Raw genomic sequence first — 25,221 nt, 5'->3', positions numbered from 1 at the left:
ATGCCGGCGGCGCTCCTCATCAACAAAGGCTTGCGCCCACTTTTTTACTGCATCGAAAACATCCCTCAGAAAACCGGCAGCTCAGGCAAGGGAGCGCCGGTCCATTTCTTGGCAATGGCGTCCAGCTCGCCGTTGACTTTCACGTAATAGATGAAATTGTTGAGCCATTCGTGCAGTTCATAAGACCCCTTGCGCACGGTCATCGAATTGGGTTGCACCGAATAGGCGAACTTGAGCTCGATCTTGCCGGCGCCGCGCGTCTTGATGATTTCATGCGCCATCGTGCTGGGGATCGAGATCGAATCCACCTGGTTGCTGAGCAGGGCCTGGGTCACGGTCGAATCGTCTTCGAAACGGACCAGCACGGTGCCCGGGGGCGCCAGGCGGGTCAGCGCGGTATCGCTGGTGCCGCCGCGGTTGACGGCGATTTTTTTCTTGTCCAGGTCGGACAGCGACTTGAACTTGGAACCGACCGGCGCCACCACCGCCAGTTCGAAGGCGCTGTAAGGAATGGTGAACAGCACCGCCTTGGCGCGTTCGGGCGTCGGCGCCAACGTCGCGGCCAGCATGTCGACCTTGCCCGACTCCAGCGCCGGGATACGGGCCGGCGGCGTCAGCGGCACGATTTCCACCGGCAGGCCGATGTAGCGGCCGATCAGGTTGGCGACATCGATGTCGTAGCCGATCGGGGTGCCCTTGGCATCAACGCTGCCGAACGGCGGCGTACCGCTGACCACGCCGATAGTGATCTTGCCTTTCTTGGTCAGCTCGGCAATGCTCTGCGCACTCGCCTGCGCCGATGCCAGCGCGGCGCAACCCGCCAACATTACCGCGAGGAATTTGGCGTGCATCAATCCTTTGATACGCATGGTGCTTGTCTCCTGGTAGTCACTGCTCTGCTGTGGCGGCAGTATTTTTGTCAAAATCCTGCAGTCCGGACGACTGCGGCATTTCTTCTATTCAAACTACTCCCAACATTCCGGCGCCGCTCCCTTTCGGTATCGGTTCCAGAAAACCTGCGCACTTATCCCGCCGCCTGGCCGACCGCGACCGGCGCAGTCGAACCGCGCCTGACCAGCCGCCCGTCCAGCAGGATCTCCCTGCGTCCCGAACGTTCGCCATTGATGCGGATCAGCAGCCGCTCGATGGCCGTGAAACCGATTTCATAAGTAGGCTGCTCGATGGTGCTGATGCCGGCCCCCACCAAGGGCGACCATGCCAGTTCATCGAAGCACAGCAAGCCGACGTCATCCGGGAAACGCAATTTCATGCTCTGCAGCGCCAGCGCGATCTGCAGCGACACCATGCCGTTGCCGGCCAGGATAGCGATGCGGCCGCCACTGCTGCCGCGGCGCTGGAAAAACTCATGCAACACCGTCGCCGTATGCCCCGGCTGGTCAATATGCACTTCCAGCGTCTCGCCATGGCAATCCGGCCGCATGCTCATGGCCTGCAAAAAACCCGCCTGCCGCCCCTGGCGCGAACTCACGCCATACAGCGGCTGCACTACCAGGGCGATATCGGTGTAACCCTGTTCCAGCAAATGAGCTGTCGCCAATTGCGCGGCACTGACGTTGTCCAGGCCGACCAGGTCGAAATCGCAGCCTTCGACCCGGCGATCCAGCAGCACCACCGGAAACGCGGCCTGCCCCAGCTCCTTGAGCGGCGTCACATTGCGGCCTTGCGTATTGAACAGCAGGCCTTCCACGCTGTAGGAGTGCAACGCCGCCAGCGATTGCTTCTCGCGCTGCTCGTCGTTGCCGGTATTGCACAGCATCAACGTGTAGCCATACTTCTGGCACGCGGCTTCGGCGCCGTGCAGCACCGCCACCGAATACGGATTAAGAATGTCGGCCACCAGCATGCCGATCAGCCGGGTGCGCCCGCCCTTCAAGCCGCGCGCCATCTGGCTGGGCTGATAGCCCAGGCGGGCGATGGTCTTGCCGATCTGGTCGCGCAGGCGCACCGACAGCGCGTCGAACTCGCCGCCGAGAAATCTTGATACGCTGGTTTTCGACACGCCGGCCTCACGCGCAACCTGCGCGATGGTGACCCGGTTGGTGCCGGTCTTTATGCTTTGTCTCACTATTGCCCGCCAAATCAGAGGATCGTTATCGGTCGATTTGTGCTTCCTGGGTTCCGGGCTGCTCATTTATTTGAATCTTTTGGAACCGGTTCCAAGGTAGCAGCGAAAAAATCGTTTGGCAAACCAATTTGAGATGAAAAGTTTGATGCGAAATGATGAAGCGTCATCACTTCGGAGATGGATAGGACAGGCGCTGTCGGGATATTCGTCCGGAAAGCGACGGCTTCCCCGCAAGAATGCTGCAACGCAGCTCCGCGCGACTGGCGCATCAAGCTCAGCCGATGTCAGAAATTTGTAAATATTTGTTGCGCCGCATATTAATGCGTTAACATAAATAAGAACAATTCTTATTCAATAAAATATGCTCTCCTCGCTTTCCCGCGGCGCCCTGGCCATTTCGCTCGCATTTCCGCCCTTGCTCGCCGCAGCCCAAACAACCGATACGCAATTGCCCACCGTCAACGTGAGCGCCGACGGCGACAACCCCAGCGGCTTCAAGGCCAAGCGCGCCCAGGTCAACAAGTCCGACACGCCGCTGGCGCAAACGCCGCAATCGATCACGGTCGTCACCCGCGCACTGCTGGACAGCCAGCAGGCGGTGACCATCGCCGACGCCCTCAAGAACGTGCCCGGCGTGGTATCGGGCCAATACGGCCGGCGCGGCTGGGACGACTTCATCATCCGGGGCCAGGTCGCATCCGATTCGCTCTATCTCGACGGCTTGCGCACCACCACATCCAGCCGCGTCGCCGAGCAACTGTCCGGCCTGGAGCAACTGGAAGTGCTCAAGGGACCGGGGTCGCTGCTGTATGGACAAGTCCTGCCGGGCGGGCTGGTCAACATGGTCAGCAAACGCCCCCAGGGCGAAGATTTCGCCAATGCCGACGTGACCGTGGGCAGCCATGATTTCCGCCAGGCCACGGTGGACCTGAACAAATCGCTGTCCGAAAACGGCAAGCAGGCCTTCCGCATCAACGGCCTCATCGCCAACAGCAACGATGCGACCGACCATGTCTGGTCCAAAAGCCGTTACATCGCGCCATCGCTGTCGCTGGACCTGGGCCCGCGTACCGATTTCACCATCCTGACCAGCTTCCAGGAGCGCAGCTACGTGCGCCAGCAAGGCCTGCCGCTGTACGGTTCGATCTACAGCAACAGGAACGGCAGCCTGCCGCGTTCGTTGTTTACCGGCGAACCCTCGGCCCGCCCCTACAACGCCACCGAAACGCGCCTGGGCTATACCCTGACCCACCGCTTCGACGACGGCTGGAGCCTGCACCACAACCTGCGCTGGCAGCAGTTCAGCATGAACGGCCAGTTCGTGGTCAATAACGTCTCCACCGCCACCGGCGCTACCGAAACCCGCACCGCCACCGACCAGACCTTCGAAGGCCAGACCTTCGTCATGGACACCAACCTGCAGAAGACCTTCAGCACCGGCTTCGGCAAGCATGCGCTGACCTTCGGCACCGACTACATGAACACCCGCGAAGACGCCACTTCCTACAACTGTTCGGTGCCCGCGCTGAACCTGTACAACCCGGTGTACACCCGCGTCACCTGCCCCGCCACGCCCAACACCAAAACCTCGACCTCGGTGCGCGACACCGGCCTCTACCTGCGCGACACGGTCACCTTCGGCCAGCGCTGGCAATTGCTGGCCGGCCTGCGCCACGACATCATCTCGACCTATTCCGACAACCTGCTGACCCGAGTCCACACCGACACCCCGGCGTCGGCCACCACCGGCTCGGCGGCGCTGATGGTCGAAGTGCTGCCCGGCGTGCGACCCTACCTCAGCTATACCACCTCGTTCAACCCCAACACCGGCACCTCGTCGGCCGGCGCCACCTTCCAGCCTGAAAGCGGCAAGCAATGGGAAGCCGGCGTCAAGTTCGACCTCGACCAGGGACGCACCAGCCTCAACGTCGCCGTATTCGACCTGCGCCGCAACAACGTGCTCAGCAGCGATCCCGCCAATACCAATTTCAAGATCGCCAGCAACCAGCGCTCGCAAGGCGGCGAAATCAGCCTCGCCAGCGATTTGAGCAACGGCTTGAGCGTGATGGCCGGCTACTCCTACACCGCCGCGATCACCGCCGACAATCTGGGCAACGCCTCCATCGCCACCGGGCAATGGATCGACAACGTGCCGCGCCACACCTTCAACGCCAGCGGCCGCTACCGCTTCAAGGGCGCGCTCAGCGGCTGGGAGCTCAACGGCGGCGTACACGGCCAGAGCATGGTACGCACCAACGGCTACACCCTGCCCGGCTACGTGCTGGCCGACATCGGCGCGGCCTACAACGCCGAACGCTGGCGCGCGGCGCTGAACGTGAAGAACCTGTTCAATACCGCGTACTACACCGGCGGCCTGGCGCGCGCGGTAGCGCTGGGAGATGACCGTACCGTCATGCTGACGCTGGGGTATCGTTATTGAGGCTGCGGCCTGTCCGCCAGGCCCAACTGGTCGAGCAGCCATCCTCTGAAAGTATCGAAGCCTTCGTGGTGATGCTGGCGGCGCGGATAGGCCAGATAGTGGCCGATGTATTTCACTTCGCGCGTCCCCGACAACGGCCTGACAAGCTTGCCGGCGGCAAGCTCACGTTCGGCCATCAAGGTCGACTCAAGCACTACGCCAAGCCCGTCCACCGCGGCGGCGATGGCCATTGAACTGCGATCGAATCGCAAGCCGTAGTGGGCCGGCGCTACCAGGTCATTGGCCTCGAACCACCCTTTCCATTGAAACCGCTGTACTGCGCACTGGATAAGCGGAAGACGGTATAAGTCGTGCGGCGTCCCGATCTGCTCTGCCAGTTCCGGCGAACAAAGCGGAGTCAGGCCTTCAACTGCCAGGGAAATTGATTCGTGCGGCGACGAGCGCGGATCGCCGTAGACGATATCCAGATCAAAGTCGTCATCGAAACGCGCATATTCCGTGCTGGCCGATACCTGCAGATCAATATCGGGATGCTCGCGCACAAAGCTGGCCAAGCGAGGCAATAGCCATTGCGTTGCAAAGCTGGGAGCCGAATGCAAGCGTAAGGGACTGCGCGCCTCATTGGTCACGATGGCAAAGCCGCGTTGCATTTCATCGATGCCGCGCTGCACATGCTCCAGCAACTGCAAGCCTTCCCGCGTCAGCCTGACTTCCCTTGTGCTGCGCTGGAACAGCTTGACCGCAATCATTTCTTCGAGCTTGCGAATGGAATGGCTGACCGCGCTGGGGGTCAGGTTCAACTCCTGGGCGGCGGCCGCGAACGAAAGCGAACGACCGGCGGCCTCGAACACCCGCACGAACGGCAAAGGTACTTTACGGAAAGCATTCATTAGTGAATCCAGCTCATTAAATACTGAGTTTTTTTCTTTTGTCTCGGCAAAAATCCCTCGATAGAGTAGCACCAATTCCCATGGGCTCATCGATTGGTGAATTACAAACATAAGAACGTTGGGCCAGCAGGGATCTAACCCGCTTCCTACAGGAGACCTTTATGATGACCTCGGCGATCGCCGGGCCAACGCACGACTCGGTGTTGGCAAAACTTGCACACCGCGCTTATCGCATCCGCCGCTTCGCCTTGCGCATGGGCGAAGTCCAGGGCCAGGGCTACATCGGCCAGGCGCTCGGCTGGTCCGACGTCCTGGCCACCGCTTTTTGCCATGCGATGACCTACCGTCCGGAACAACCGGAATGGGAAGGCCGCGATCGTTTTCTCCTCTCCCACGGCCACTATGCGATCGCCTGCTACGCCGCGCTGATCGAAGCCGGCATCATCCCTGAAGAAGAACTGGAAACCTACGGCTCCGATGACAGCCGGCTGCCCATGTCCGGCATGGCGACCTACACGCCCGGCATGGAAATTTCCGGCGGCTCGCTGGGCCAGGGACTGACCATCGCGGTCGGCATGGCGCTGGGCCTGCAACTGAAGAACAACCCCGCCTTCGTCTACAACTCGATGTCCGACGGCGAGCTGGATGAAGGCGCGGTATGGGAAGCCGCGCTGTCGGCCTCGCACCACGGCCTGTCCAACCTGATCAACCTGGTGGACATCAACCGCCAGCAGGCCGACGGCAATTCCAACGAGATCCTCGGTTTCGAACCGTTGGCCGACAAGTGGCTATCGTTTGGCTGGCACGTGGAGCGCGTGAATGGCAATGACCTGCAGGCCGTGGTCGACGCCTTCGATCGCTGCCGCGCTCTGGCCGAAGCCAAGCCGCGCGTGATCCTGTGCGACACGCTGATGGGCAAGGGCGTGCCCTTCCTTGAGACGCGCGAGAAGAACCACTTTATCCGGGTGGATCCGCAGGAATGGCAACAGGCCATTGCGGTGCTCGATGAACACCATGCGAAGGGAGAGCGTTGATGAACGCCGTTACTGAAAAGAAGCCGCGCCTGACGACCTCGGCGATGATCGCCTCGATCGCCGGCGACGACCAGCCGACCCGCCCGGCGCCGTTTGGCCATGCCTTGGTCGCAGAAGCCGAGCGCCGCCAGAACATCGTGGGCATGACCGCGGATCTATCCAAGTACACCGACCTGCACATCTTCGCGCAGGCCTTCCCCAAGCGCTATTTCCAGATGGGCATGGCCGAGCAACTGCTGATGGGCGCCGCCGGCGGCATGGCCAAGGAAGGCTTCATCCCGTTCGCGACCACCTATGCGGTGTTCGCCACGCGCCGCGCTTACGACTTCATCCACCAGGTGATCGCCGAAGAAAACCTGAACGTGAAGATCTGCGCCGCGCTGCCCGGCCTGACCACCGGCTACGGCCCCAGCCACCAGGCCACCGAAGACCTGGCGATGATGCGCGCCATTCCCAACATGACCGTGATCGATCCCTGCGACGCGCTGGAGATCGAGCAAGCGGTGCCCGCCATCGCCGCGCACAACGGCCCGGTCTACATGCGCCTGCTGCGCGGCAAGGTGCCGGCCGTGCTGGACGAATACGACTACAAGTTCGAGCTGGGCAAGGCCAAGATGCTGCGCGACGGCAAGGATGTGCTGATCATTTCCTCCGGCCTGATGACCATGCGCGCGCTGGAAGCGGCCAAGGCGCTGGACGACGGTTCAGCCAGCGTGGGCGTGCTGCACGTGCCGACCATCAAGCCGCTGGACGAAGCTACCATCATTGAGCAGTGCCGCCGTCCGGGCCGCCTGGTGATCGTCGCCGAGAACCACAGCGTCATCGGCGGCCTGGGCGAGGCCGTCACCCGCGCGCTGGTGATGGCGCGCGTGATGCCGGAGTTCCGCCATGTGGCCTTGCCCGACCAGTTCCTGGATGCGGGCGCACTGCCCACGCTGCACGACCGCTACGGCATCTCGACCTCGGTACTGGTCGGGAACATCAAGACCTGGCTGAAATAAGGACAAGGAAAACACATCATGGACGTTACCTTCATCGGCGTAGGCGCCATCGGCCTGCCCATGGCGTTGCAGATCAAACAAGCCGGACACAATGTGACCGGCGTCGAGGTAGTTGAATCCAACCGCGCGCGCGCCGCCGAAAGCGGCATCAACGCGGTCGCCTCCTTCGCTGACGCTCCCAGGGCGCAAGCGGTGGTGGTGATGGTCGCCACCCCGCAGCAGTTGGCCACTGTGGTCGACAACGCCAAGGACGTGGCCGGACAAATCTGGATCGTCATGTCCACCGTCGGCCCGGCCAGCGTGCGCGAACAAGGCGAACGCCTGCGCGCGGCCGGGGCGCAGGTGGTGGATGCGCCGGTGACCGGCGGCGTCGCCCGCGCCAAAACCGGCAAGCTGGTGATCTTCGCTTCCGGCGCGCAACCGGATATCGATGCCGTGCGGCCGGTGCTCGACGCCATGGGCAGCGTACGCGTGACCGGCCCCAACCTGGGCGACGGCCAGGCCATCAAGGTGGTCAACCAGCACCTGTGTTCGGTGCATATCGTCGCCGCCGCCGAAGCCCTGAACCTGGCGCGTTCGCTGGGCCTGGACCAGGCGGCCGTGCTGGAACTGGTCGAGAACGGCGCCGGCGGTTCCTGGATGCTGTCGGACCGCGGCCCGCGCATGCTGGCCGGCACCGATGTCGAAGTGACCAGCTCCATCAACATCTTCGTCAAGGACAGCGACCTGGTCGCCGCCGCGGCAAAGGAGTGCGGCGCCCAGGTGCCGCTGCTGTCCATCGCCAATGCCAAATACCGCCAGGCGGCCGAGAACGGCTTGGGACAGCGCGACGACAGCCGGGTCATCGAGACCTGGAAGTAGGCAGCAATTCCGGGGCCGTCATGCGGCCCCGCCCCTTGCAACAGAACAATCAACCAGAGAGACAAGACAATGAGCAATCCCCAGGCACGCGGGGGCAAGGCGAACAAGGTCGCCTTTGCCTCCATGATCGGCTCGGCCGTAGAGAGCTACGACTTCTTCATCTACGGCACGGCTGCCGCCGCCTATTTCGGCAAGGTGTTCTTCCACACCAAGGAACCGCTGATCGGCATCCTGGCCTCCTTCGCCACGCTGGCCATCGGCTTCCTGATGCGCCCGCTGGGCGGCTATCTGGCCGGACACTATGGCGATCGCGTCGGCCGCAAGGCGGTGTTGCTGTGGTCGCTGGTGGCGATGGGCATGGCCACAGTCCTGATCGGGGCGTTGCCGACGTATGAACAGGCCGGCGTGATTGCACCGATCCTGCTGATTATCCTGCGCATGGTGCAAGGCATCGGCTTCGGCGCGGAATGGGGCGGCGCGGTACTGATGGCGTGCGAGCATGCGCCGCCGGAACGGCGCGGTTATTTCGGCGCTGTGCCGCAGATCGGCATCCCGATGGGGCTGCTGCTGGCCAATGGCGCGTTCCTGCTGTCGGGCGAGCTGTTCGAGGGCGACTGGGTATGGCGCGCCCCTTTCCTGGTGTCCTTCGTGATGGTGGCGGTCGGCATGTTCATCCGCATGAACGTGGAAGAGTCGCCCGAGTTCGAAGCGGCCAAGGCCGAACAGAAACTGGTCAAGCAACCGGCGCTGGAAGTGATTCGCAATGACTGGCGCTCTATTCTGAAGATCGTCGGCGCACGCCTGGCTGAAACCGGCGGCTATTACATCACCACCAGCTTCATGCTGTCGTACGTGGTGCTGGCGCAAGTGGCCACCACCAAACAGGTGCTCTGGGGCACGCTGATCGGTTCGGCCCTGGGCCTGGTGAGCCACCTGATCTATGGCGCCCTGAGCGACCGGATCGGTCGTCGCCCGGTGTTCATGCTGGGTGCGCTGTTCACCATCGCCTTCGGCATTCCGATGTTCATGCTGATCAACACCGGCTCGGTCATCATGGTCATCACTGCGATCGCGCTGTCGCTGCTGTTGAGCCACGACCCGATCTTCGCGGTGGAATCGAGCTGGTTCTCCGAACAGTTCCCCGCCAACGTTCGCTCTTCCGGCATTTCGCTGGGCTACAACGGCGCCTCGCTGGTCGCCGGCCTGCTGCCGATGATTGCCACGGCACTGTATGGCGTGACCGGCTGGATCGGCCCCGCCTTGATGTTTTCATCGCTTGGCGTCATTTCCGTCTGCTGCGCCCTTTCCATGCGCGAAACCGCGCCTGCGGTGGCCAACAGGGCGAAGCCCGCCGGACGCCCTGAAGTTCGCGTGTAACGTCTGTGGACGTAAAAAAATCCTCGCCGATGCGAGGATTTTTTTTGAGCCCGGCGCCAGGCAACGCTGATGCCGCCCACTGATGTTGCCCGCTGATATTGCCCGCTTATACCGCCAATTGCTGCATGTGCTTGTTCACCGCCTCCAGCACGATCGGATCGAGCCCCTGGCCTTGCGTCTGCTCGATGTGCGCCAGAAATTCCTTGCGCATCCGGGGTTCCCAGGAGCGTTTCAGGTGCGTCGCGAAATCGGCCAGTGCCTGTTCGTGGTCGGGCATGGTCGAAAAAAAGGCGCCGATCTGGTTGGCCATCTTGATCAGATGCTCGGTATTCATGTCGTCCTCCTGCGGTCTTTATCTTTTATCCGGAAACTTATCTGCTCAGCGCAACCGGTGTGGCCTTGCGTACACCACATGCCCCTGCTTGCGCACGAAACCCAGCAGCGTGACATCGGTTTCTTCCGCCAGCCGGATCGCCAGCGCGGTCGGGGCTGAAATGGCGGCGATGAAACCGATGCCGACCGTCGCCGCCTTCTGCACCATCTCGTAACTGGCGCGGCTGGTGATGATGGCCGCGCCCGTGGAGAAGTCGGCCCCATCTTCTGCCAACGCGCCGATCAGCTTGTCCAGCGCATTGTGGCGGCCCACGTCTTCGCGCACCAGGGCGATCTTGCCATCGGCGCCCAGCCAGGCGGCGGCGTGGGTGGCGCCGGTGATTTGCTGCAATTGCTGGCCGCCCTGCATCTGTTCCAGCGCGGCATGGATCTGCGCTATCGTGAAGCACGCCCCTTCATGCGCCACCGCCTTTGGATGGCGCACCGCCTGCTCCAGCGTCTCGGCGCCGCACAGGCCGCAGCCGGTACGGCCGGTCAGGTTGCGGCGCTTCTCCTTCAACGCGACGAAGCGTTCGGTGGCGATGCGCATCTGCACCTGCACCCCTTCGCAGCCGGGCACGATCTCGCATTCATACAATTCGCCCGGATCGGCCAGGATGCCTTCGGTCAGCGAAAAGCCGAGCGCGAAGTCTTCCAGGTCGGCCGGGGTGGCCATCATCACGGCATGCGAAATGCCGTTGTATTCCAGCGCGATCGGCACTTCCTCGGCGACGACGTCATCCACCGTCTCGCGCCGGCCGTCGCGCCAGCGGTCGACCGTCACCCGGGCCGATGTCGCGTATGCGCCGGTGGATTCATCGACGTTGGGGGCTGGAGGAATGCGTGCGTTCATATGTTCCATCGAGGTAGTTCAGTTACTTCGTCACCAGCGGCTCTGCCGCCTTCTCGCCCTTGAGCAAATCAAGCTGCTCGCGGTTGAAGCGCTGGTAATGCTGCTGCCATTCGGACGGCTGCGACACCGGCAGCACCTGCACCGCCGTCACCTTGTACTCCGGGCAATTGGTCGCCCAGTCGGAGTTGTCGGTGGTGATCACGTTCGCGCCCGATTCCGGGAAGTGGAAGGTGGTGTACACCACGCCCGGCTGCACCTTCTCGGTCACGGTCGCGCGCAGCACGGTCTGGCCGGCGCGCGACTCGATGCCGACCCAGTCGCCTTCGCGGATGCCGCGGTCCTCGGCATCGTGCGGGTGGATCTCCAGCCGGTCTTCGCTATGCCACTGCGAGTTCTCGGTGCGGCGCGTCTGGGCGCCGACGTTGTACTGCGACAGGATGCGGCCGGTAGTCAGGATCAGCGGATAACGCTGCGTCACCTTCTCATCGGTAGCGAAATACTGCGTGTTGATGAACTTGCCCTTGCCGCGGATGAAGCTGCCGATGTGCATGATCGGCGTGCCTTCCGGCGCGGCGTCGTTGCACGGCCACTGGATGCTGCCCAGTTGGTCCAGCCTGGCGTAGCTGACGCCACGGAAACTCGGCGTCAGCGCGGCGATTTCATCCATGATTTCCGATGGATGATTGTACGGCATCGGGTAGCCCAGCGCTTCGGCCAGCGCCACCGTGACTTCCCAGTCGGACTTGCCGGCCTTGGGCGGCATCACCTTGCGCACGCGCGAGATGCGGCGCTCGGCGTTGGTGAAGGTGCCGTCCTTCTCCAGGAACGAGGAGCCCGGCAGGAACACATGCGCGTACTTGGCGGTTTCGTTCAGGAACAGGTCCTGCACCACGATGCACTCCATCGATTGCAGCGCGGCGGCCACGTGCTGGGTGTTGGGGTCGGATTGCACGATGTCCTCGCCTTCGCAGTACAGTCCCTTGAAGCTGCCGTCCAGCGCGGCGTCGAACATGTTGGGGATGCGCAAACCCGGTTCGGGATTGAGCGTGACGCCCCATGCCTGCTCGAACTGGCCGCGCACGGTGGAATCCGAAATGTGGCGGTAGCCCGGCAACTCATGCGGGAAGGAACCCATGTCGCACGAACCCTGCACGTTGTTCTGGCCGCGCAGCGGATTGACGCCCACGCCTTCGCGGCCGACGTTGCCGGTGCACATGGCCAGGTTGGCAATGCCGATCACGGTGGTCGAACCCTGCGCATGCTCGGTCACGCCCAGGCCATAGTAGATCGCGGCGTTGCCGCCGGTGGCGAACAGCCGCGCGGCGCCGCGGATGGCCTCGGCCGGCACGCCGGTGACCTCGGCCATGGCTTCGGGCGAATTGTCCGGGCGCAGCACGAATTGCTTCCAGTCGTTGTAGGACTTCACATCGCAGCGTTCGTCGATGTAATCCTCCTTCTGCAGCCCTTCGGACAGGATCACGTGCGCCAGCGCGGTGATGATGGCAACGTTGGTGCCGGGCCTCAATTTAAGGTGGTAATCGGCCTGCACGTGCGGCGACTTGACCATCTCGGTGGTGCGCGGGTCGATCACGATCAGTTTGGCGCCCTGGCGCAAGCGGCGCTTGATCTGCGAGGCGAACACCGGGTGGCCGGAGGCCGGGTTGGCGCCCATGATCATGATCACGTCCGACTTCATCACCGAATCGAAGGTCTGGGTGCCGGCCGATTCGCCCAGCGTCTGCTTCAAACCGTAGCCGGTCGGCGAATGGCATACGCGCGCGCAGGTGTCGACGTTGTTGTTGCCGAAGGCGGCGCGCACCAGCTTCTGCACCAGGTAGGTTTCTTCATTGGTGCAGCGCGAGGACGTGATGCCGCCGATGGAATCCTTGCCATGCCTGGCCTGGATGCGGCGGAACTCGCTGGCCGCGTACGAAAGCGCTTCCTCCCACGACACTTCGCGCCATGGGTCGCTGATGTTCTTGCGGATCATCGGATTGAGGATGCGGTCCTTGTGCGTCGCGTAGCCCCAGGCGAAGCGGCCCTTCACGCACGAGTGGCCGTGGTTGGCCTGGCCGTCCTTGTACGGCACCATGCGCACCACCTCGTTGCCCTTCATCTCGGCCTTGAACGAGCAACCGACGCCGCAATAGGCGCAGGTGGTGACCGTGCTGTGCTCGGCCTGGCCCAGCATGATCACGCTCTTCTCGGTCAGCGTCGCGGTCGGGCAGGCTTCCACGCAGGCGCCGCAGGAGACACATTCGGATTCCATGAAACTGTCCATCTGCCCGGCCGACACGCGCGAGGCGAAACCGCGGCCGTCGATGGTCAGCGCGAAGGTGCCTTGCGTCTCTTCGCAGGCGCGCACGCAGCGGTTGCAGACGATGCACTTGGATGGATCGTAGGTGAAATAGGGATTGGATTCGTCCTTCTTCATCTGCAGGTGGTTCTCGCCTTCGTAGCCGTAGCGCACCTCGCGCAGGCCGACCGCGCCGGCCATGTCCTGCAGTTCGCAGTTACCGTTGGTGGGGCAGGTCAGGCAATCCAGCGGGTGGTCGGAGATGTAGAGCTCCATCACGCCGCGCCGGATCTCGGCCAGCTTGGGCGTCTGCGTCTGCACTTTCATGCCGGGCTCGCAAGGCGTGGTGCAGGAAGCCGGATAGCCCTTCATCTTGCGGCCATCCTTTTCGATCTCCACCAGGCACAGGCGGCAGGAGCCGAAGGGCTCCAGGCTGTCGGTGGCGCACAGCTTGGGCACATTGACGCCGGCCTCGACCGCCGCGCGCATGACCGAGGTGCCGGCCGGCACGGTGACCGCGACGCCGTCGATCTCCAGCGTGACTTCCTGTGGCGAGACACGCGCCGGCGTGCCGTAATCGGTTTCATTGAGCTGGTTCATGGTGCAACTCCTTACGATTCAATGCAAAGGTCAGGCCGCCTTCTCGCTGGGCGTGCCGAAGTCTTCCGGGAAATGGTTCAGCGCCGACAGCACCGGGAATGGCGTCATGCCGCCCATGGCGCACAGCGAGCCGTTGACCATCGTGTCGCACAGGCTGCGCAGCAGATGGATCTGCTGCGGCCGGTCCGCATTGTTCTGGCCTGCGACAATCTTGTCGATCACTTCCACGCCGCGCGTGGAGCCGATGCGGCACGGGGTGCACTTGCCGCAGGATTCCACCGCGCAAAACTCCATCGCATAACGCGCCTGCCTGGCCATGTCGACCGTATCGTCGAAAACCACCAGGCCGCCGTGGCCGATCATGGCGCCGATGGCGGCGAAGGCCTCGTAATCCAGCGGCGTATCGAACTGGCTTTGCGGCATGTAGGCGCCCAGCGGGCCGCCCATCTGCACCGCGCGGATCGTCCGGCCGCTTTCGCTGCCGCCGCCGAAGTCTTCCAGCAACTGGCGCAGGGTCAGGCCGAAAGCCTTCTCCACCAAGCCGCCATGCTTGATGTTGCCGGCCAGCTGGAACGGCAGCGTGCCGGCCGAGCGGCCCACGCCATAGTCCTTGTAGAACCGGGCGCCGCGCGCCAGGATGATGGGCACCGACGCCAGCGAGATCAGGTTGTTGATCACCGTCGGCTTGCCGAACAAACCCTCCAGCGCCGGCAGCGGCGGCTTGGCGCGCACCACGCCGCGCTTGCCTTCGATGCTCTCCAGCATGGCGGTCTCTTCGCCGCAGATGTAGGCGCCGGCGCCCTTGCGCACTTCCAGCCGGAAGGCTTTTCCGGAGCCCAGGATGTTGTCGCCCAAATAGCCCTTCTCGGTGGCGATGGCGATGGCCTGGGTCAATGTAGCGATGGCATGCGGGTATTCCGAGCGCACATAGATGTAGCCCTCGGTCGCGCCGACCGCGATGGCGGCGATGGTCATGCCTTCGATCAGCATGAACGGGTCGTCCTCCATCACCATGCGGTCGGAGAAGGTGCCGGAGTCGCCCTCGTCGGCATTGCACACCACATACTTCTGCGCCGCCCTGGCGCCGGCCACGGTCTGCCACTTGATGCCGGTCGGAAACGCCGCGCCGCCGCGTCCGCGCAAGCCGGAATCGAGCACCTGCCGCACCACCGACTCGGGCGCCATGGCCAGCGCATTCTTCAGGCCCACATAACCTTCATAGGCGAGATAGTCGTCCAGCGACAGCGGATCGGTGATGCCCACGCGCGCGAAGGTCAGGCGCTCCTGCTGCTTCAGGTACGGGATTTCCTCGGTCAGCCCCTGCCGCAAGGGATGCGCGCCGCCGGCCAGAAAGCCGGCGTCGAACATCCCGGCCACGTCGCTCATGCCGACCGGGCCGTACGCCACACGGCCGGCAGCGGTCGCCACTTCCACCAGCGGTTCCAGCCAGAACATGCCGCGCGAGCCGTTGCGCACCAGCTTGACCTTGACGCCGCGCTTGTCGGCCTCGACCGCGATGGCGGCAGCCACGTCGTTGGCGCCCAGGGCGAGCGCGGTGGAGTCGCGCGGCACATAGACGGTGATGGTGTCCATCGTCTGGGTATGCATCATGCCCCCCGCTTGGCCTGCACCAGGCGCTGGAATTTGTCGGCGCCCACGCGCGCGTGCAAATCATCATCGATCATGATGTTGGGGCCGCAGGCGCATTGCCCCAGGCAATACACCGGCTCCAGCGTGAACTGGCCATCGGCCGTGGTTTCATGGAAAGCACAACCGAGCACATCCTGCGCATGCCCGGCCAGCGCGTCGGCGCCGCGCGCCTGGCAAGCCTCGGCGCGGCACACTTGCACCACATGCCTGCCCGGCGGCTGCTGGCGGAAGAAATGATAGAAGGAAACCACGCCGTGCACTTCGGCGCGCGAAACGTTGAGCCCGTCGGCGACCATCGGCACCGCGTCCGCTGGGATGTAGCCGAGCTTTTCCTGGATGCCGTGCAGGATGGGCAGCATGGCGCCCGCCATCCCCTTGCGTTCGGCGATGATGCCGCGCACCGCCGCCACATCGAAGTCTTGTTGCCTGTTCATTGAAGTCTCCTGCCTCGCTATGAAACGCCGCCGTTCGTTGCGAATCTTGTTATCGGCGCTTCGGGAACAAATGAAAACGGGTACGGCGCACGCCTCAGGACGGCGCGGCCTGCCTGGAACGCATCATTCTGGGAAACTCGGAAAGGATGGGGAGAACAGACATGCCGGCTGCAAATGCCGGTAAAAGCTGCGCCACCGGGCCACTGTCGATGGCCGCGCGGATGGATACAGCCGGTCTCCGTTTATGCATGTTCTCCCTGCCTTTGCGGGTTGGTACAGAACACTGGGGATATGGCATTCGCATACGCCTGGCAGGCGCAAGCCACTCCTGATTTTTTTGATAGTCTCGCTGACACAACCCGCCTGCGGATCTTGTCCCCTTGCGGGTTGTGTCAGCGGCTTTCGCCGCTGCCGGCGCCTGCGCGGGCGCCGGGTACTGCTTGTTGCGTCAAGCCCCGATCAACGGAACAGCACGGCCGACTTCTGCAGCGTCAGCGTCACGCCCCAGATCAGCGGGATGCCCACTGCCAGCCATGCCAGCGCGATCACCACCGGATTGCCGCCGCTACCGATCTTGGACATGTCGCCCGACGAAGCGGTCGTGGCCGCTTCGGCTGCCGACTTTTCGTGCGCCAGCTGCTTCTCGCGCGCCAGTTCTTCCGGCGTCATGAAGTGCTTGGCGGCCACCGGACGGATCAGCAGGTTGCAGATCAGGCCCAGCACCAGCATGCCGGCCAGGATGTACATCGTGGTGTTGTAGACCGACTCGCGCGGCATGCCCAGCGACAGCTGGTATTCACGCATGTAGTTCACCACCACCGGGCCCAGGATGCCGGCAGTCGCCCATGCGGTCAGCAGGCGGCCGTGGATCGCTCCCACCATCTGGGTGCCGAACAAGTCCGCCAGGTAAGCCGGCACGGTCGCGAAGCCGCCGCCATACATCGACAGGATGATGCAGACCGCGCCGACGAACAGGGCGATGCTGCCGGTCTTGGCCGACCATGGCAGGCTCACGTACAGCACGAAGCCCAGCACGAAGAAGATGACGTAAGTCATCTTGCGGCCGAAGAAGTCGGAGCACGAAGCCCAGGCGAAACGGCCGCCGATGTTGAACAGGCTGATCAGGCCGGTAAAGCCCGCTGCCAGCGCGGCGATGGCGGTCTTCTGTTCGGGCGACAGGTCGTTGAAGCCGACGTTCACGCCCAGCAGGTGGCCGCCGAAGACTTCCTGCAGCATCGGCGAAGCGATGCCGATCACGCCGATGCCGGCCGACACGTTCAGGCACAGCACCAGCCACACCAGCCAGAACTGCGGGATCCCCCAGACCTTGGAAACGTGTACGTGGTTCTGGGTGATCATGGTGTTGTTGGTGGCAGCCGGCGGCGTCCAGCCGGCCGGCTTCCAGCCCGAAGGCGGAACGCGGTAGCCGAAGGCGCCCGCCATCATGAACACGAAGTAGATCACGGCCATGGCGACGAAGGTTTCCCACACGCCGACCGAGGTCGGGGTGGCGAATTTCTTCATCAGCATGTCGGCCAGCGGACTGCCGACCAGCGCGCCGCCGCCGAAGCCCATGATGGCCATGCCGGTGGCCATGCCGCGCCGGTCCGGGAACCACTTGATCAGGGTCGACACCGGCGAGATGTAGCCCAGGCCAAGCCCGACGCCGCCGATCACGCCGGAACCGACCCACATCAGCCACAGCTGGTGGGTCTTGACGCCGATGGCCGAGATCAGCAGGCCGCCGCACCAGCACAGTGCCGCTACGACGCCGGCCTTGCGCGGGCCGGCGTGTTCCAGCCAGCCGCCCCAGATCGCGGCGGAAATGCCGAGCAGGACGAAGAACATGGTGTACATCCAGCCCAGCATGGAGATTTTCCAATCGCAGCCGGACGAGAAGATTTGCGCGAAGAAGCCGACATCGGCTCCGCAAGCGATCGGCGCGGTCACGCCCAGCGCCTTGGACAGCGGCAGCCAGAACACGGAAAAGCCGTAGGCCATGCCGATACAAAGGTGGATTGCAAGTGCGGCCGGCGGCACCAACCAACGGTTGAAGCCGGGCTTGGCAACCGTATGTTCCTTGTTCAGGAAATCGAAAGCCATTATTCCTCCGAATAATTATTGATGATGTGGATCGAGAGAGAGGCCATTGCAAAGCCGCTCGGAGCGGCAAGCCGATCCATCTTTGCAATCATGTTCCCCTCTGTTTATATATGTGCAACACTACATATATTTTTTATCATTTATGCAGGCTGCAGCGAAATTATCACCTAAAAACAGCTAACTCAATATGCTATATTTTTCATAAATGTACAAAGTCCACATCAAGCCGCACTGGGAAATCGCCTATGACAACGAGGCCCCGCTCGATACGGCCAACCTGCTCACGCTGCTGACCGCGATCCAGCAAAGCGGCTCGATCGCGCAAGCCGCCCAGCAGATCCGTTATTCATACCGGCATGCATGGGGCCTGCTGCGCGACGCCGAGCGCATCTTCGGCAATCGCCTGATCGACAGCGGCCGCGGACGCGGCACCACCCTCACCCCATTCGCCAACAAGTTGCTGTGGGCCGACCGCCTGGTAGCGGCGCGCCTGTCGCCCACGCTCGACAGCCTGGCGTCGGAACTGGAAATCGAACTGGGCAAGACGGTGGAAGGCAAATCGGAAACGGTGCGCCTCAACGCCAGCCACGGTTTCGCGGTGGCCGCGCTGCTGGGCAAGATCAATGAGGCGCGGCTGCCGGTGGAAGTGCGCTACCGCCACAGCACCGACGCCGTGGCCGCGCTGTCGCGCCAGGAATGTGACCTGGCCGGCTTTCATGTGCCGCTGGGCGAATTCGAGCGGCCGGCGATCGCCACCTACGCCAAATGGCTCAACAAGCGCAGCGACTGCCTGATCCACCTGGCGGTGCGCAACCAGGGCCTGTTCGTGGAGCCGGGCAATCCCAAGAATGTGCGGTCGCTGGCCGACCTCACGCGCGGCGACCTGCGCTTCGTCAACCGCGAGGCCGGCTCGGGCACACGCATGTTGCTGGAGCTGATGCTGTCCGGCGCCGGCATCGCCCACAAGAAGATCAACGGTTTCGAGAACACCGAATTCACGCACTCGGCGGTGGCGGCCTTCATCGCCAGCGGCATGGCCGACGTCGGCTTCGGCGTGCAGACCGCGTCCCAGCGCTTCGGGCTGGAATTCATCCCGCTGGTGCGCGAGCGCTATTTCTTCGCGCTGCCGGCGGCGTCGTTGCACGACCCGCTGGTCCGCGCGGTGATCGACATCCTGCAATCGGACGCCTTCCGCACCGCGGTCAACAACCTGGCCGGTTACGACGCCACCGACACCGGCAAGATCCAGACGCTGAAAGAAGCCTTCGGCTGAGCTGCCGGCCCGGTTCACACGGTGATGGCCGGCGCGTTCACATCCAGCTTTTTCTGCAGGAAGCGCACGCACTCGCGCACCTTGGCCGAATTCTTCAACTGCAGCGGATAGACCGCGCACAAGTCGGCTTCCTGGTAGTACTGCGGCAAGATGCGTACCAGCCGGCCGCGCTTCAAGCTCTCGGCCACGTCCCAGATCGAGCGCAGGATGACGCCGTGGCCGTCCACCGCCCACTGGTGGATGATCTCGCCGTGGTTGGACGCCAGGCCGCCCGACACCTTGATCGTCTCCGCCCCCTTGGGGCCCATCATGCGCCAGATGCCGAAGGACTGGTTGCGCTCGCGGATCACCAGGCACTGGTGCTGGCGCAATGCGGCCAGGTCGGCCGGCAAGCCGTGGCGCTTGAGGTAAGCCGGGCTGGCGCACAGCACGCGCTGGCTGGGCATGATGCGCTTGGAAAACAGCTGCGGCTCATGCCCCGGCCCGACGCGGATGTCGAGGTCGAAACCTTCGTTGACCAGGTCGATCTGGCGGTCCACCAGTTCCAGCTGGATCTTCAGCTCCGGATGCAGCGCCGCGAATTCCGACAGCAGCGGCGAAACGTACTTGCGGCCCAGGCCGAAGCTGGTGCTGATCTTCAACAATCCGCGCGGCACGCGCTTGGCGCTGCTGACCGTCTCCATCATCTGCTCGACATCGTCGAGGATCTTGCGCGCCCAGTCGTGGACGTTGCCGCCCTCTTCCGTCATCACCACGCTGCGCGTGGTGCGATGGAACAGGCGTACGCCCAGCGCCTGCTCCAGCAGCGCGATGCGCTTGCTGATGTAGGCCGGCGAAGCGCCGACCTCCTTGGCCGATTCGGCAAAGCTGCTGCGGCGGGCCACCACGCAAAACAGGCGCAGGTCTTCAAGCAAGGGAGAATTGTTCACGGTTCGTAGCGGATCGGGTCAACGATACGTGGATTATAGCCACCCATGGCCAGCCCGACGAAACCGCTCACCCGCCGTCTTGCAGGCGGCGCCGTATCACCTCGAACTCGGGCGTGGCACGGCGCTTGACCGGATCGGGCAAGCCCTTTTCCTGGGCATCCCAGTAACTCCAGTGGACTTTGCCCTTGCCCAGCTCATAGTCCATGGCATCCCAATTGTCTTCGCGGAACGCATAAAAAGCCCAATGCACGCCGGAGCGCTGCAGCACGCTCAACACGTCGTCGAGATAACGTTCGCAACTGTCGAGCGTGCGGATGCAGCCGAACTCGCCGGCCACCATGCGCGACATCGGAATGCCGTGCGTGCGCGCCCAGGCCAGCGGCTGCTCAAGATAAACAGCGACGCGCCTGGCATCCCAATATTGCGCCACGCCGCCGAAACGGGTGTCGCCGGGATAGCGCAACGGCGGCTGCCGGCGCAGGTTCGGCCCGCTGGTGGTTTCAAAGGGTTCGTACATATGAAAGCTGTACAGCGTGCGCGCATCGGCCAGCGGCCCGGGCCAATAGGAAAAAGCGTCGGCCGCCGCGTACCAGCCGGCATCGACCATGACCGGCGTATCCGGATCGACTTCGCGGATGGCGCGGGTCACTTCGGCATAAAAAGCCGGCAGGTCGCGCCCGCTCCCCTGCTGCTCGGCATACCATTGCCGCATGCGCTCGGGCGCCGCATGCTCCGGCAAGCCGCCCATCTTCTCCGGCGCCGGCTCGTTGATCAGGTTATAGGCAGCGATGCCCGGCTGCCCGCGCAATGCCTGCGCCAGGTCGCGCCAGAAGCGCACGGCATCGCGCCAGCGCTGCCGATCCTGCCACAGCCGGTCATCGAACTTGCCGCCATTGTTTTGCGACCAGCGCGCATAGGGCAGCGACAGCGGCGCGATCACCGCCTTCAAACCGGCCTTGTCTATTCTTGCCAGCGTTTCCTTGAGCGTGGCCAGGTCGCGCTCGGCCAGGCCTTGATAACGGTCGGCATCCCCCAGCAGGAAATCCCGGCCTTGCGCACGCCACTTGTCATAGGAAAGGCGCACCCAATCGGCGCCATGCGCGCGCAATGCATCGAAATAGGCCTGGTCGGGCGGCAGCCGGTTGAAACTGTTGCCCCCGTGCCGCGGGCTATCCCAAAACTGCATGGGGTCGGCGGCAAGCGCAGGCGCCGCCGTCGCCGTGGCGGCCAGGAGCCCCACCATGGCAATCAGTTTCCTCATCGGCTGGCAGATGTTCTTCATATCGGCAATTCCTGTTGGGCGAACGCCATTGGACAGTTCCGCAGCAGCATTGGTGCAGGACAGGCAAACGTATCGTTTGAGAAATCGATCTTCAACGATGCGCCGCATGGCATGCAAAACATGCATAAATGACAAGCCTGCATCGGCAAGAAAATGCCCCGGCCATTCCTCGCCGGGGCGAAATGTGGCAGGCTTGCACCATCGCAATTTTTTCGGAGTTTCCAGCATGAGCACGACAGACGACGGGACTGTCCCCCAGGAAGTCCCGCATATCCAGCGCATCGAAGTCAACCAGCTGCAGTGCCTGCGCATCCAGACCGCCCGGGCCGAGTTGCTGGTGGCCGAACAAGGCGCGCAAGTGCTGCGTTACCAGGTGCATGGCCAGGAGCCGCTGATCTGGATGAGCGAAGAGGCCGCCTTTGAAGCCGGCAATTCGGTGCGCGGCGGCATCCCCGTCTGCTGGCCGTGGTTCGGCGACCTGATGCGCAACCCGCCGCAGGTGCAAACGCTGCACTCCGGCGGGCGGCTGCCGGCGCACGGCCTGGTGCGCGGCATCGACTGGCTGCTGCAGGAAAGCGCCATCGAGGGCGACAGCGTGCGATTGACGCTGGCCATTCCCCCCACCACGGATTCGCCCAGCCTGCGCCACCTGCCGGCCGGCCTGGAGCTGCGCCTGGACATTCTGCTGGATGACCGCCTGCACCTGAACCTGACCACCCGCAACAACAGCGAACAGCACATCGCCCTGACCCAGGCGCTGCACAGCTACTTTGCCGTGAGCAGCATCCATGACGTGGCGGTGGAAGGCCTGGAAGGGCGGCGCTACATCGAGACGCTGGAAGGCTGGGCCGAGCGCCAGCAAAAACGCGAACTGGTGATCAGCAACGAAACCGACCGCATCTACCTCGACCTGCCGTCCCAATTGGCGATCCGCGACGCAGGCTGGCAGCGCCGTATCCGCATCGAGGCCAGCGGCTCGAGCTCGGCCGTGGTGTGGAACCCGTGGGCCAGCAAGGCGCGCCGCCTGTCCCAGTTCGCCGACGACGCCTGGCAGCGCATGCTGTGCATTGAAACCGCCAACGTCATGGAAGACCTGGTCGAGCTGGCGCCCGGCGAAGCGCACAGCATGGGGGTAACGATGTGGGCGGAGCCGCTCGACAGCTAGCCCTGGCCCGCATGCCCTTGCGCAAGCGCAAGCCCGGCCACGCGCCGGGCTTTTTCCTGTGCCGCTTTCACGTTCCGATTATTCACGTATCGTGTTTCATGGAATAACCGATCCGTGCATGATCGCCGCGCGAATGCGTTTATGATTTCCCCCGGAGAGCTTGCCCACGGGCGCCACATCATCCAGGAGAACAGCATGGCAAGGAAACACAAGATAGCGGTCATCGCCGGCGACGGCATCGGGCAGGAAGTCATCCCGGAAGGCCTGCGCGCGGTCGAGGCCGCCAGCAAGAAGTTTGGCATCGAGATCGAATACACCCATTTCGACTGGGCCCACTGCGGCTACTATGAAAAGCACGGCAAGATGATGCCGGACGACTGGTTCGACCAGCTGAAGGGGTTCGAAGCCATCTTCTTCGGCGCGGTCGGCTGGCCGGCCACGGTGCCCGACCATGTCTCGCTGTGGGGTTCGCTGCTGAAGTTCCGCCGCGAATTCGACCTGTACGTCAACCTGCGCCCGGTGCGCCTGATGCCGGGCGTGCCCTGCCCGCTGGCCAACCGCAAGCCCGGCGACATCGACTTTTACGTGGTGCGCGAAAACACCGAGGGCGAATACTCCTCCATCGGCGGCCGCATGTATGAAGGCACCGAACGCGAGACCGTGATCCAGGAATCGGTCTTCACCCGCAAGGGCACCGACCGCATCCTCAAGTTCGCCTTCGACCTGGCGCAAAGCCGCCCGAAAAAGCACCTGACCTCGGCCACCAAATCCAACGGCATCGCCATCACCATGCCCTACTGGGACGAGCGCGTGGAAGCCATGGGCAAGCAATACCCCGACGTGAGGCGCGACAAATACCACATCGACATCCTGACCGCGCACTTCGTGCTGAACCCGGACCGCTTCGACGTGGTGGTGGCCTCCAACCTGTTCGGCGACATCCTCTCCGACCTTGGCCCGGCCTGCGCCGGCACCATCGGCATCGCCCCCTCGGCCAACATCAACCCGTCGCGCGAACTGCCCTCGCTGTTCGAACCGGTGCACGGTTCGGCGCCGGACATCTTCGGCAAGAACATCGCCAATCCCATCGCCACCATCTGGTCGGGCGCGATGATGCTGGACTTCCTCGGCAACGGCGACGCCAAGTACCGGCAGGCGCACGACGCCATCCTGGCCGCGGTCGAACATGTGCTCAAGGATGGCCCGAAGACCCCCGACCTGGGCGGCCAGGGCGACACCACCTCAGTCGGCAAGGCCATCGCGGCAGCGATCTAGGTTCGATAATGCAGCATCCCGGCGGCTTCCCGGCCGCCGACCGAGCGGCAGGCATCGGCCTGCCGCCCCCTTCCGCAGCACCGGCAACGTCCAGCAGCATCCAGTCATCAGCACAAGGTTCACACCGCAGCATGCAGTCACCGCGGCGGCGCCATGCCGCCCATCACAATCAAAAATGACGAAATGACGAGGAGACACAATGAAAACCTGGAACACCCTGGGGCTGCTTGCCCTGTTTGCACAATTGGCGGCCAGCACGCCGGGATATGCCCAGCAGCAGCCTATCGTGATCAAGTTCAGCCATGTGGTCGCAGCCAATACCTCCAAGGGCAAGGCCGCCGAATATTTCAAGAAGATCGTCGAAGAACGCACCCAGGGCCGGGTCAAGGTGGAGGTCTACCCGAACAGCCAGTTGTACAAGGACAAGGAAGAACTGGAAGCGCTGCAGATGGGCTCGGTGCAGATGCTGGCGCCGACCTTCGGCAAATTCGGCCCGATCGGCGTGCGCGAGTTCGAAGTGTTCGACCTGCCCTACCTGTTCGACAACATGGAGCAGGCGCAAAAGATCACGCAAGGGCCGATCGGCCAGCAATTGCTGAAGAAACTCGATACCAAGGGCATCGTCGGCCTGACCATGCTCGACAGCGGTTTCCTCGACTGGACTTCCAACAAACCCATCGTCAAGCCCAATGACATCAAGGGCATGAAGATCCGCATCCAGTCCTCCAAGGTGATCGATGCCCGCACTCGCGCGGTCGGCGCGCTGCCGCAGGTGATGGCGTTCTCCGAGCTCTACCAGGGCTTGCAGACCGGCGTGGTGGACGGGCAGGAAAACCCGCCCTCGATCGTCAGCACTTCCAAGCTGTTCGAAGTGCAGAAGTACCTGACCCTGTCCGAGCATGGCTACCACGGCTACGTGCTGGTGACCAACAAGCGCTTCTGGGACGGGCTGCCGGCCGAGATCAGGCCGCTCATGGACCAGGCCGTCAAGGATACGGCCAGCTACTTCAACAGCAATTCGAAAAAGGAAAACGACGATGCCCTGGAGGAAATCCGCAAGACCGGCAAAACGCAGATCCTGACGATGACGGCACAAGACAAGGATGAATGGCGCAAAGTGCAGGCCCCGGTCTACCACGACATGGAAAAGCGCGTGGGCAAGCCGCTGATGGAAGATATCTTCAAGACCATCGGCCGTGATCCTGCCGTGTTGAAGTGAAGAAGTGAAGCTGGGGGGATTGCGCCGCAAGTCCGGCATCCCCTCCGGCCACACTCTCAAGCCCGCCCATGGCGGGTTTTT

The 25,221-nt window shown here is 63.3% G+C and carries 20 protein-coding genes; 9 read left to right on the top strand and 11 right to left on the bottom strand.

Annotated elements, in window-relative coordinates; genetic code table 11:
* Positions 1-65: 65 nt before the first annotated feature.
* Positions 66-869 carry a transporter substrate-binding domain-containing protein gene (locus AC07N6_RS00285; protein ID WP_494780335.1) on the bottom strand — a complete coding sequence of 268 codons (804 nt, stop codon included), beginning with the start codon at positions 867-869 and terminating at the stop codon, positions 66-68.
* A 155-nt stretch (positions 870-1,024) separates the two neighbouring features.
* Positions 1,025-2,086 carry a LacI family DNA-binding transcriptional regulator gene (locus AC07N6_RS00280; RefSeq protein WP_494780334.1) on the bottom strand — a complete coding sequence of 354 codons (1,062 nt, stop codon included), beginning with the start codon at positions 2,084-2,086 and terminating at the stop codon, positions 1,025-1,027.
* A 361-nt stretch (positions 2,087-2,447) separates the two neighbouring features.
* On the opposite strand from AC07N6_RS00280, the gene AC07N6_RS00275 reads away from it, so the two are divergent.
* Positions 2,448-4,526: a TonB-dependent siderophore receptor gene (locus tag AC07N6_RS00275; protein WP_494780333.1), complete on the top strand. Its 2,079-nt coding sequence runs from the start codon at positions 2,448-2,450 to the stop codon at positions 4,524-4,526.
* Here AC07N6_RS00275 and AC07N6_RS00270 read toward each other — a convergent pair.
* Entirely contained in the window at positions 4,520-5,488 is a 969-nt protein-coding gene (locus tag AC07N6_RS00270) for a LysR substrate-binding domain-containing protein (RefSeq protein ID WP_494781253.1), read from the bottom strand. The two genes, AC07N6_RS00275 and AC07N6_RS00270, sit on opposite strands and share 7 nt — an antisense overlap.
* Positions 5,489-5,577: 89 nt before the next feature.
* Between AC07N6_RS00270 and AC07N6_RS00265 the strand changes: the two genes are divergently transcribed.
* From AC07N6_RS00265 to AC07N6_RS00250, 4 genes are all read left to right on the top strand, one after another.
* Positions 5,578-6,450 (top strand): transketolase, encoded by an 873-nt coding sequence (locus AC07N6_RS00265; RefSeq protein ID WP_494780332.1) that lies wholly within the window; start codon positions 5,578-5,580, stop codon positions 6,448-6,450.
* Positions 6,450-7,451 carry a transketolase family protein gene (locus tag AC07N6_RS00260; RefSeq protein WP_494780331.1) on the top strand — a complete coding sequence of 334 codons (1,002 nt, stop codon included), beginning with the start codon at positions 6,450-6,452 and terminating at the stop codon, positions 7,449-7,451. The genes AC07N6_RS00265 and AC07N6_RS00260 overlap by 1 nt, the downstream gene beginning before the upstream one ends.
* Positions 7,452-7,469: 18 nt before the next feature.
* The gene (locus tag AC07N6_RS00255) at positions 7,470-8,312 is read left to right on the top strand and encodes an NAD(P)-dependent oxidoreductase (RefSeq protein WP_494780330.1); all 843 of its coding nucleotides are present in this window, start codon (positions 7,470-7,472) and stop codon (positions 8,310-8,312) included.
* A 69-nt stretch (positions 8,313-8,381) separates the two neighbouring features.
* The gene (locus AC07N6_RS00250) at positions 8,382-9,689 is read left to right on the top strand and encodes an MFS transporter (RefSeq protein ID WP_494780329.1); all 1,308 of its coding nucleotides are present in this window, start codon (positions 8,382-8,384) and stop codon (positions 9,687-9,689) included.
* A 106-nt stretch (positions 9,690-9,795) separates the two neighbouring features.
* Here AC07N6_RS00250 and AC07N6_RS00245 read toward each other — a convergent pair whose 3' ends face one another.
* From AC07N6_RS00245 to AC07N6_RS00220, 6 genes are all read right to left on the bottom strand, one after another.
* Entirely contained in the window at positions 9,796-10,023 is a 228-nt protein-coding gene (locus tag AC07N6_RS00245) for a formate dehydrogenase subunit delta (protein WP_494780327.1), read from the bottom strand.
* A gap of 45 nt (positions 10,024-10,068) precedes the next feature.
* Positions 10,069-10,914 carry a formate dehydrogenase accessory sulfurtransferase FdhD gene (gene fdhD, locus AC07N6_RS00240; RefSeq protein WP_494780326.1) on the bottom strand — a complete coding sequence of 282 codons (846 nt, stop codon included), beginning with the start codon at positions 10,912-10,914 and terminating at the stop codon, positions 10,069-10,071.
* Positions 10,915-10,936: 22 nt separating this feature from the next.
* On the bottom strand, positions 10,937-13,810 hold the full coding sequence (gene fdhF / locus AC07N6_RS00235) for a formate dehydrogenase subunit alpha (protein ID WP_494780325.1): 2,874 nt from the start codon (positions 13,808-13,810) through the stop codon (positions 10,937-10,939).
* Between the two features lie 30 nt (positions 13,811-13,840).
* A complete protein-coding gene (locus tag AC07N6_RS00230) occupies positions 13,841-15,421 on the bottom strand; it encodes a formate dehydrogenase beta subunit (RefSeq protein ID WP_494780324.1) in 1,581 nt (526 codons plus the stop codon).
* On the bottom strand, positions 15,418-15,894 hold the full coding sequence (locus AC07N6_RS00225) for a formate dehydrogenase subunit gamma (protein ID WP_494780323.1): 477 nt from the start codon (positions 15,892-15,894) through the stop codon (positions 15,418-15,420). The genes AC07N6_RS00230 and AC07N6_RS00225 overlap by 4 nt, the downstream gene beginning before the upstream one ends.
* 459 nt (positions 15,895-16,353) lie before the next feature.
* Positions 16,354-17,997, bottom strand: a complete 1,644-nt coding sequence (locus AC07N6_RS00220; protein ID WP_494780322.1) for an OFA family MFS transporter — start codon at positions 17,995-17,997, stop codon at positions 16,354-16,356.
* A gap of 205 nt (positions 17,998-18,202) precedes the next feature.
* Between AC07N6_RS00220 and AC07N6_RS00215 the strand changes: the two genes are divergently transcribed.
* On the top strand, positions 18,203-19,270 hold the full coding sequence (locus tag AC07N6_RS00215) for a substrate-binding domain-containing protein (protein ID WP_494780321.1): 1,068 nt from the start codon (positions 18,203-18,205) through the stop codon (positions 19,268-19,270).
* Between the two features lie 14 nt (positions 19,271-19,284).
* Here AC07N6_RS00215 and AC07N6_RS00210 read toward each other — a convergent pair whose 3' ends face one another.
* Together AC07N6_RS00210 and AC07N6_RS00205 are read right to left on the bottom strand one after the other, a co-directional pair.
* Entirely contained in the window at positions 19,285-20,199 is a 915-nt protein-coding gene (locus AC07N6_RS00210) for a LysR family transcriptional regulator (protein WP_494780319.1), read from the bottom strand.
* Positions 20,200-20,266: 67 nt separating this feature from the next.
* Positions 20,267-21,481, bottom strand: a complete 1,215-nt coding sequence (locus AC07N6_RS00205; RefSeq protein ID WP_494780318.1) for a glycoside hydrolase family 5 protein — start codon at positions 21,479-21,481, stop codon at positions 20,267-20,269.
* A 226-nt stretch (positions 21,482-21,707) separates the two neighbouring features.
* Between AC07N6_RS00205 and AC07N6_RS00200 the strand changes: the two genes are divergently transcribed.
* The 3 genes from AC07N6_RS00200 (at position 21,708) to AC07N6_RS00190 (ending at position 25,140) form a co-directional block, all read left to right on the top strand.
* Positions 21,708-22,646, top strand: a complete 939-nt coding sequence (locus AC07N6_RS00200; RefSeq protein ID WP_494780317.1) for a D-hexose-6-phosphate mutarotase — start codon at positions 21,708-21,710, stop codon at positions 22,644-22,646.
* Positions 22,647-22,841: 195 nt separating this feature from the next.
* A complete protein-coding gene (locus AC07N6_RS00195; RefSeq protein ID WP_494780316.1) occupies positions 22,842-23,921 on the top strand; it encodes a tartrate dehydrogenase in 1,080 nt (359 codons plus the stop codon).
* 199 nt (positions 23,922-24,120) lie between these two features.
* A complete protein-coding gene (locus AC07N6_RS00190) occupies positions 24,121-25,140 on the top strand; it encodes a DctP family TRAP transporter solute-binding subunit (protein ID WP_494780315.1) in 1,020 nt (339 codons plus the stop codon).
* The last annotated feature ends 81 nt before the right edge of the window (positions 25,141-25,221 follow it).

Source organism: Herbaspirillum sp. GW821-FHT09A12 (assembly GCF_059418325.1).
Note: the sequence above shows the minus strand (reverse complement) of the source record. Positions and strands in the feature narration are given on the sequence as shown.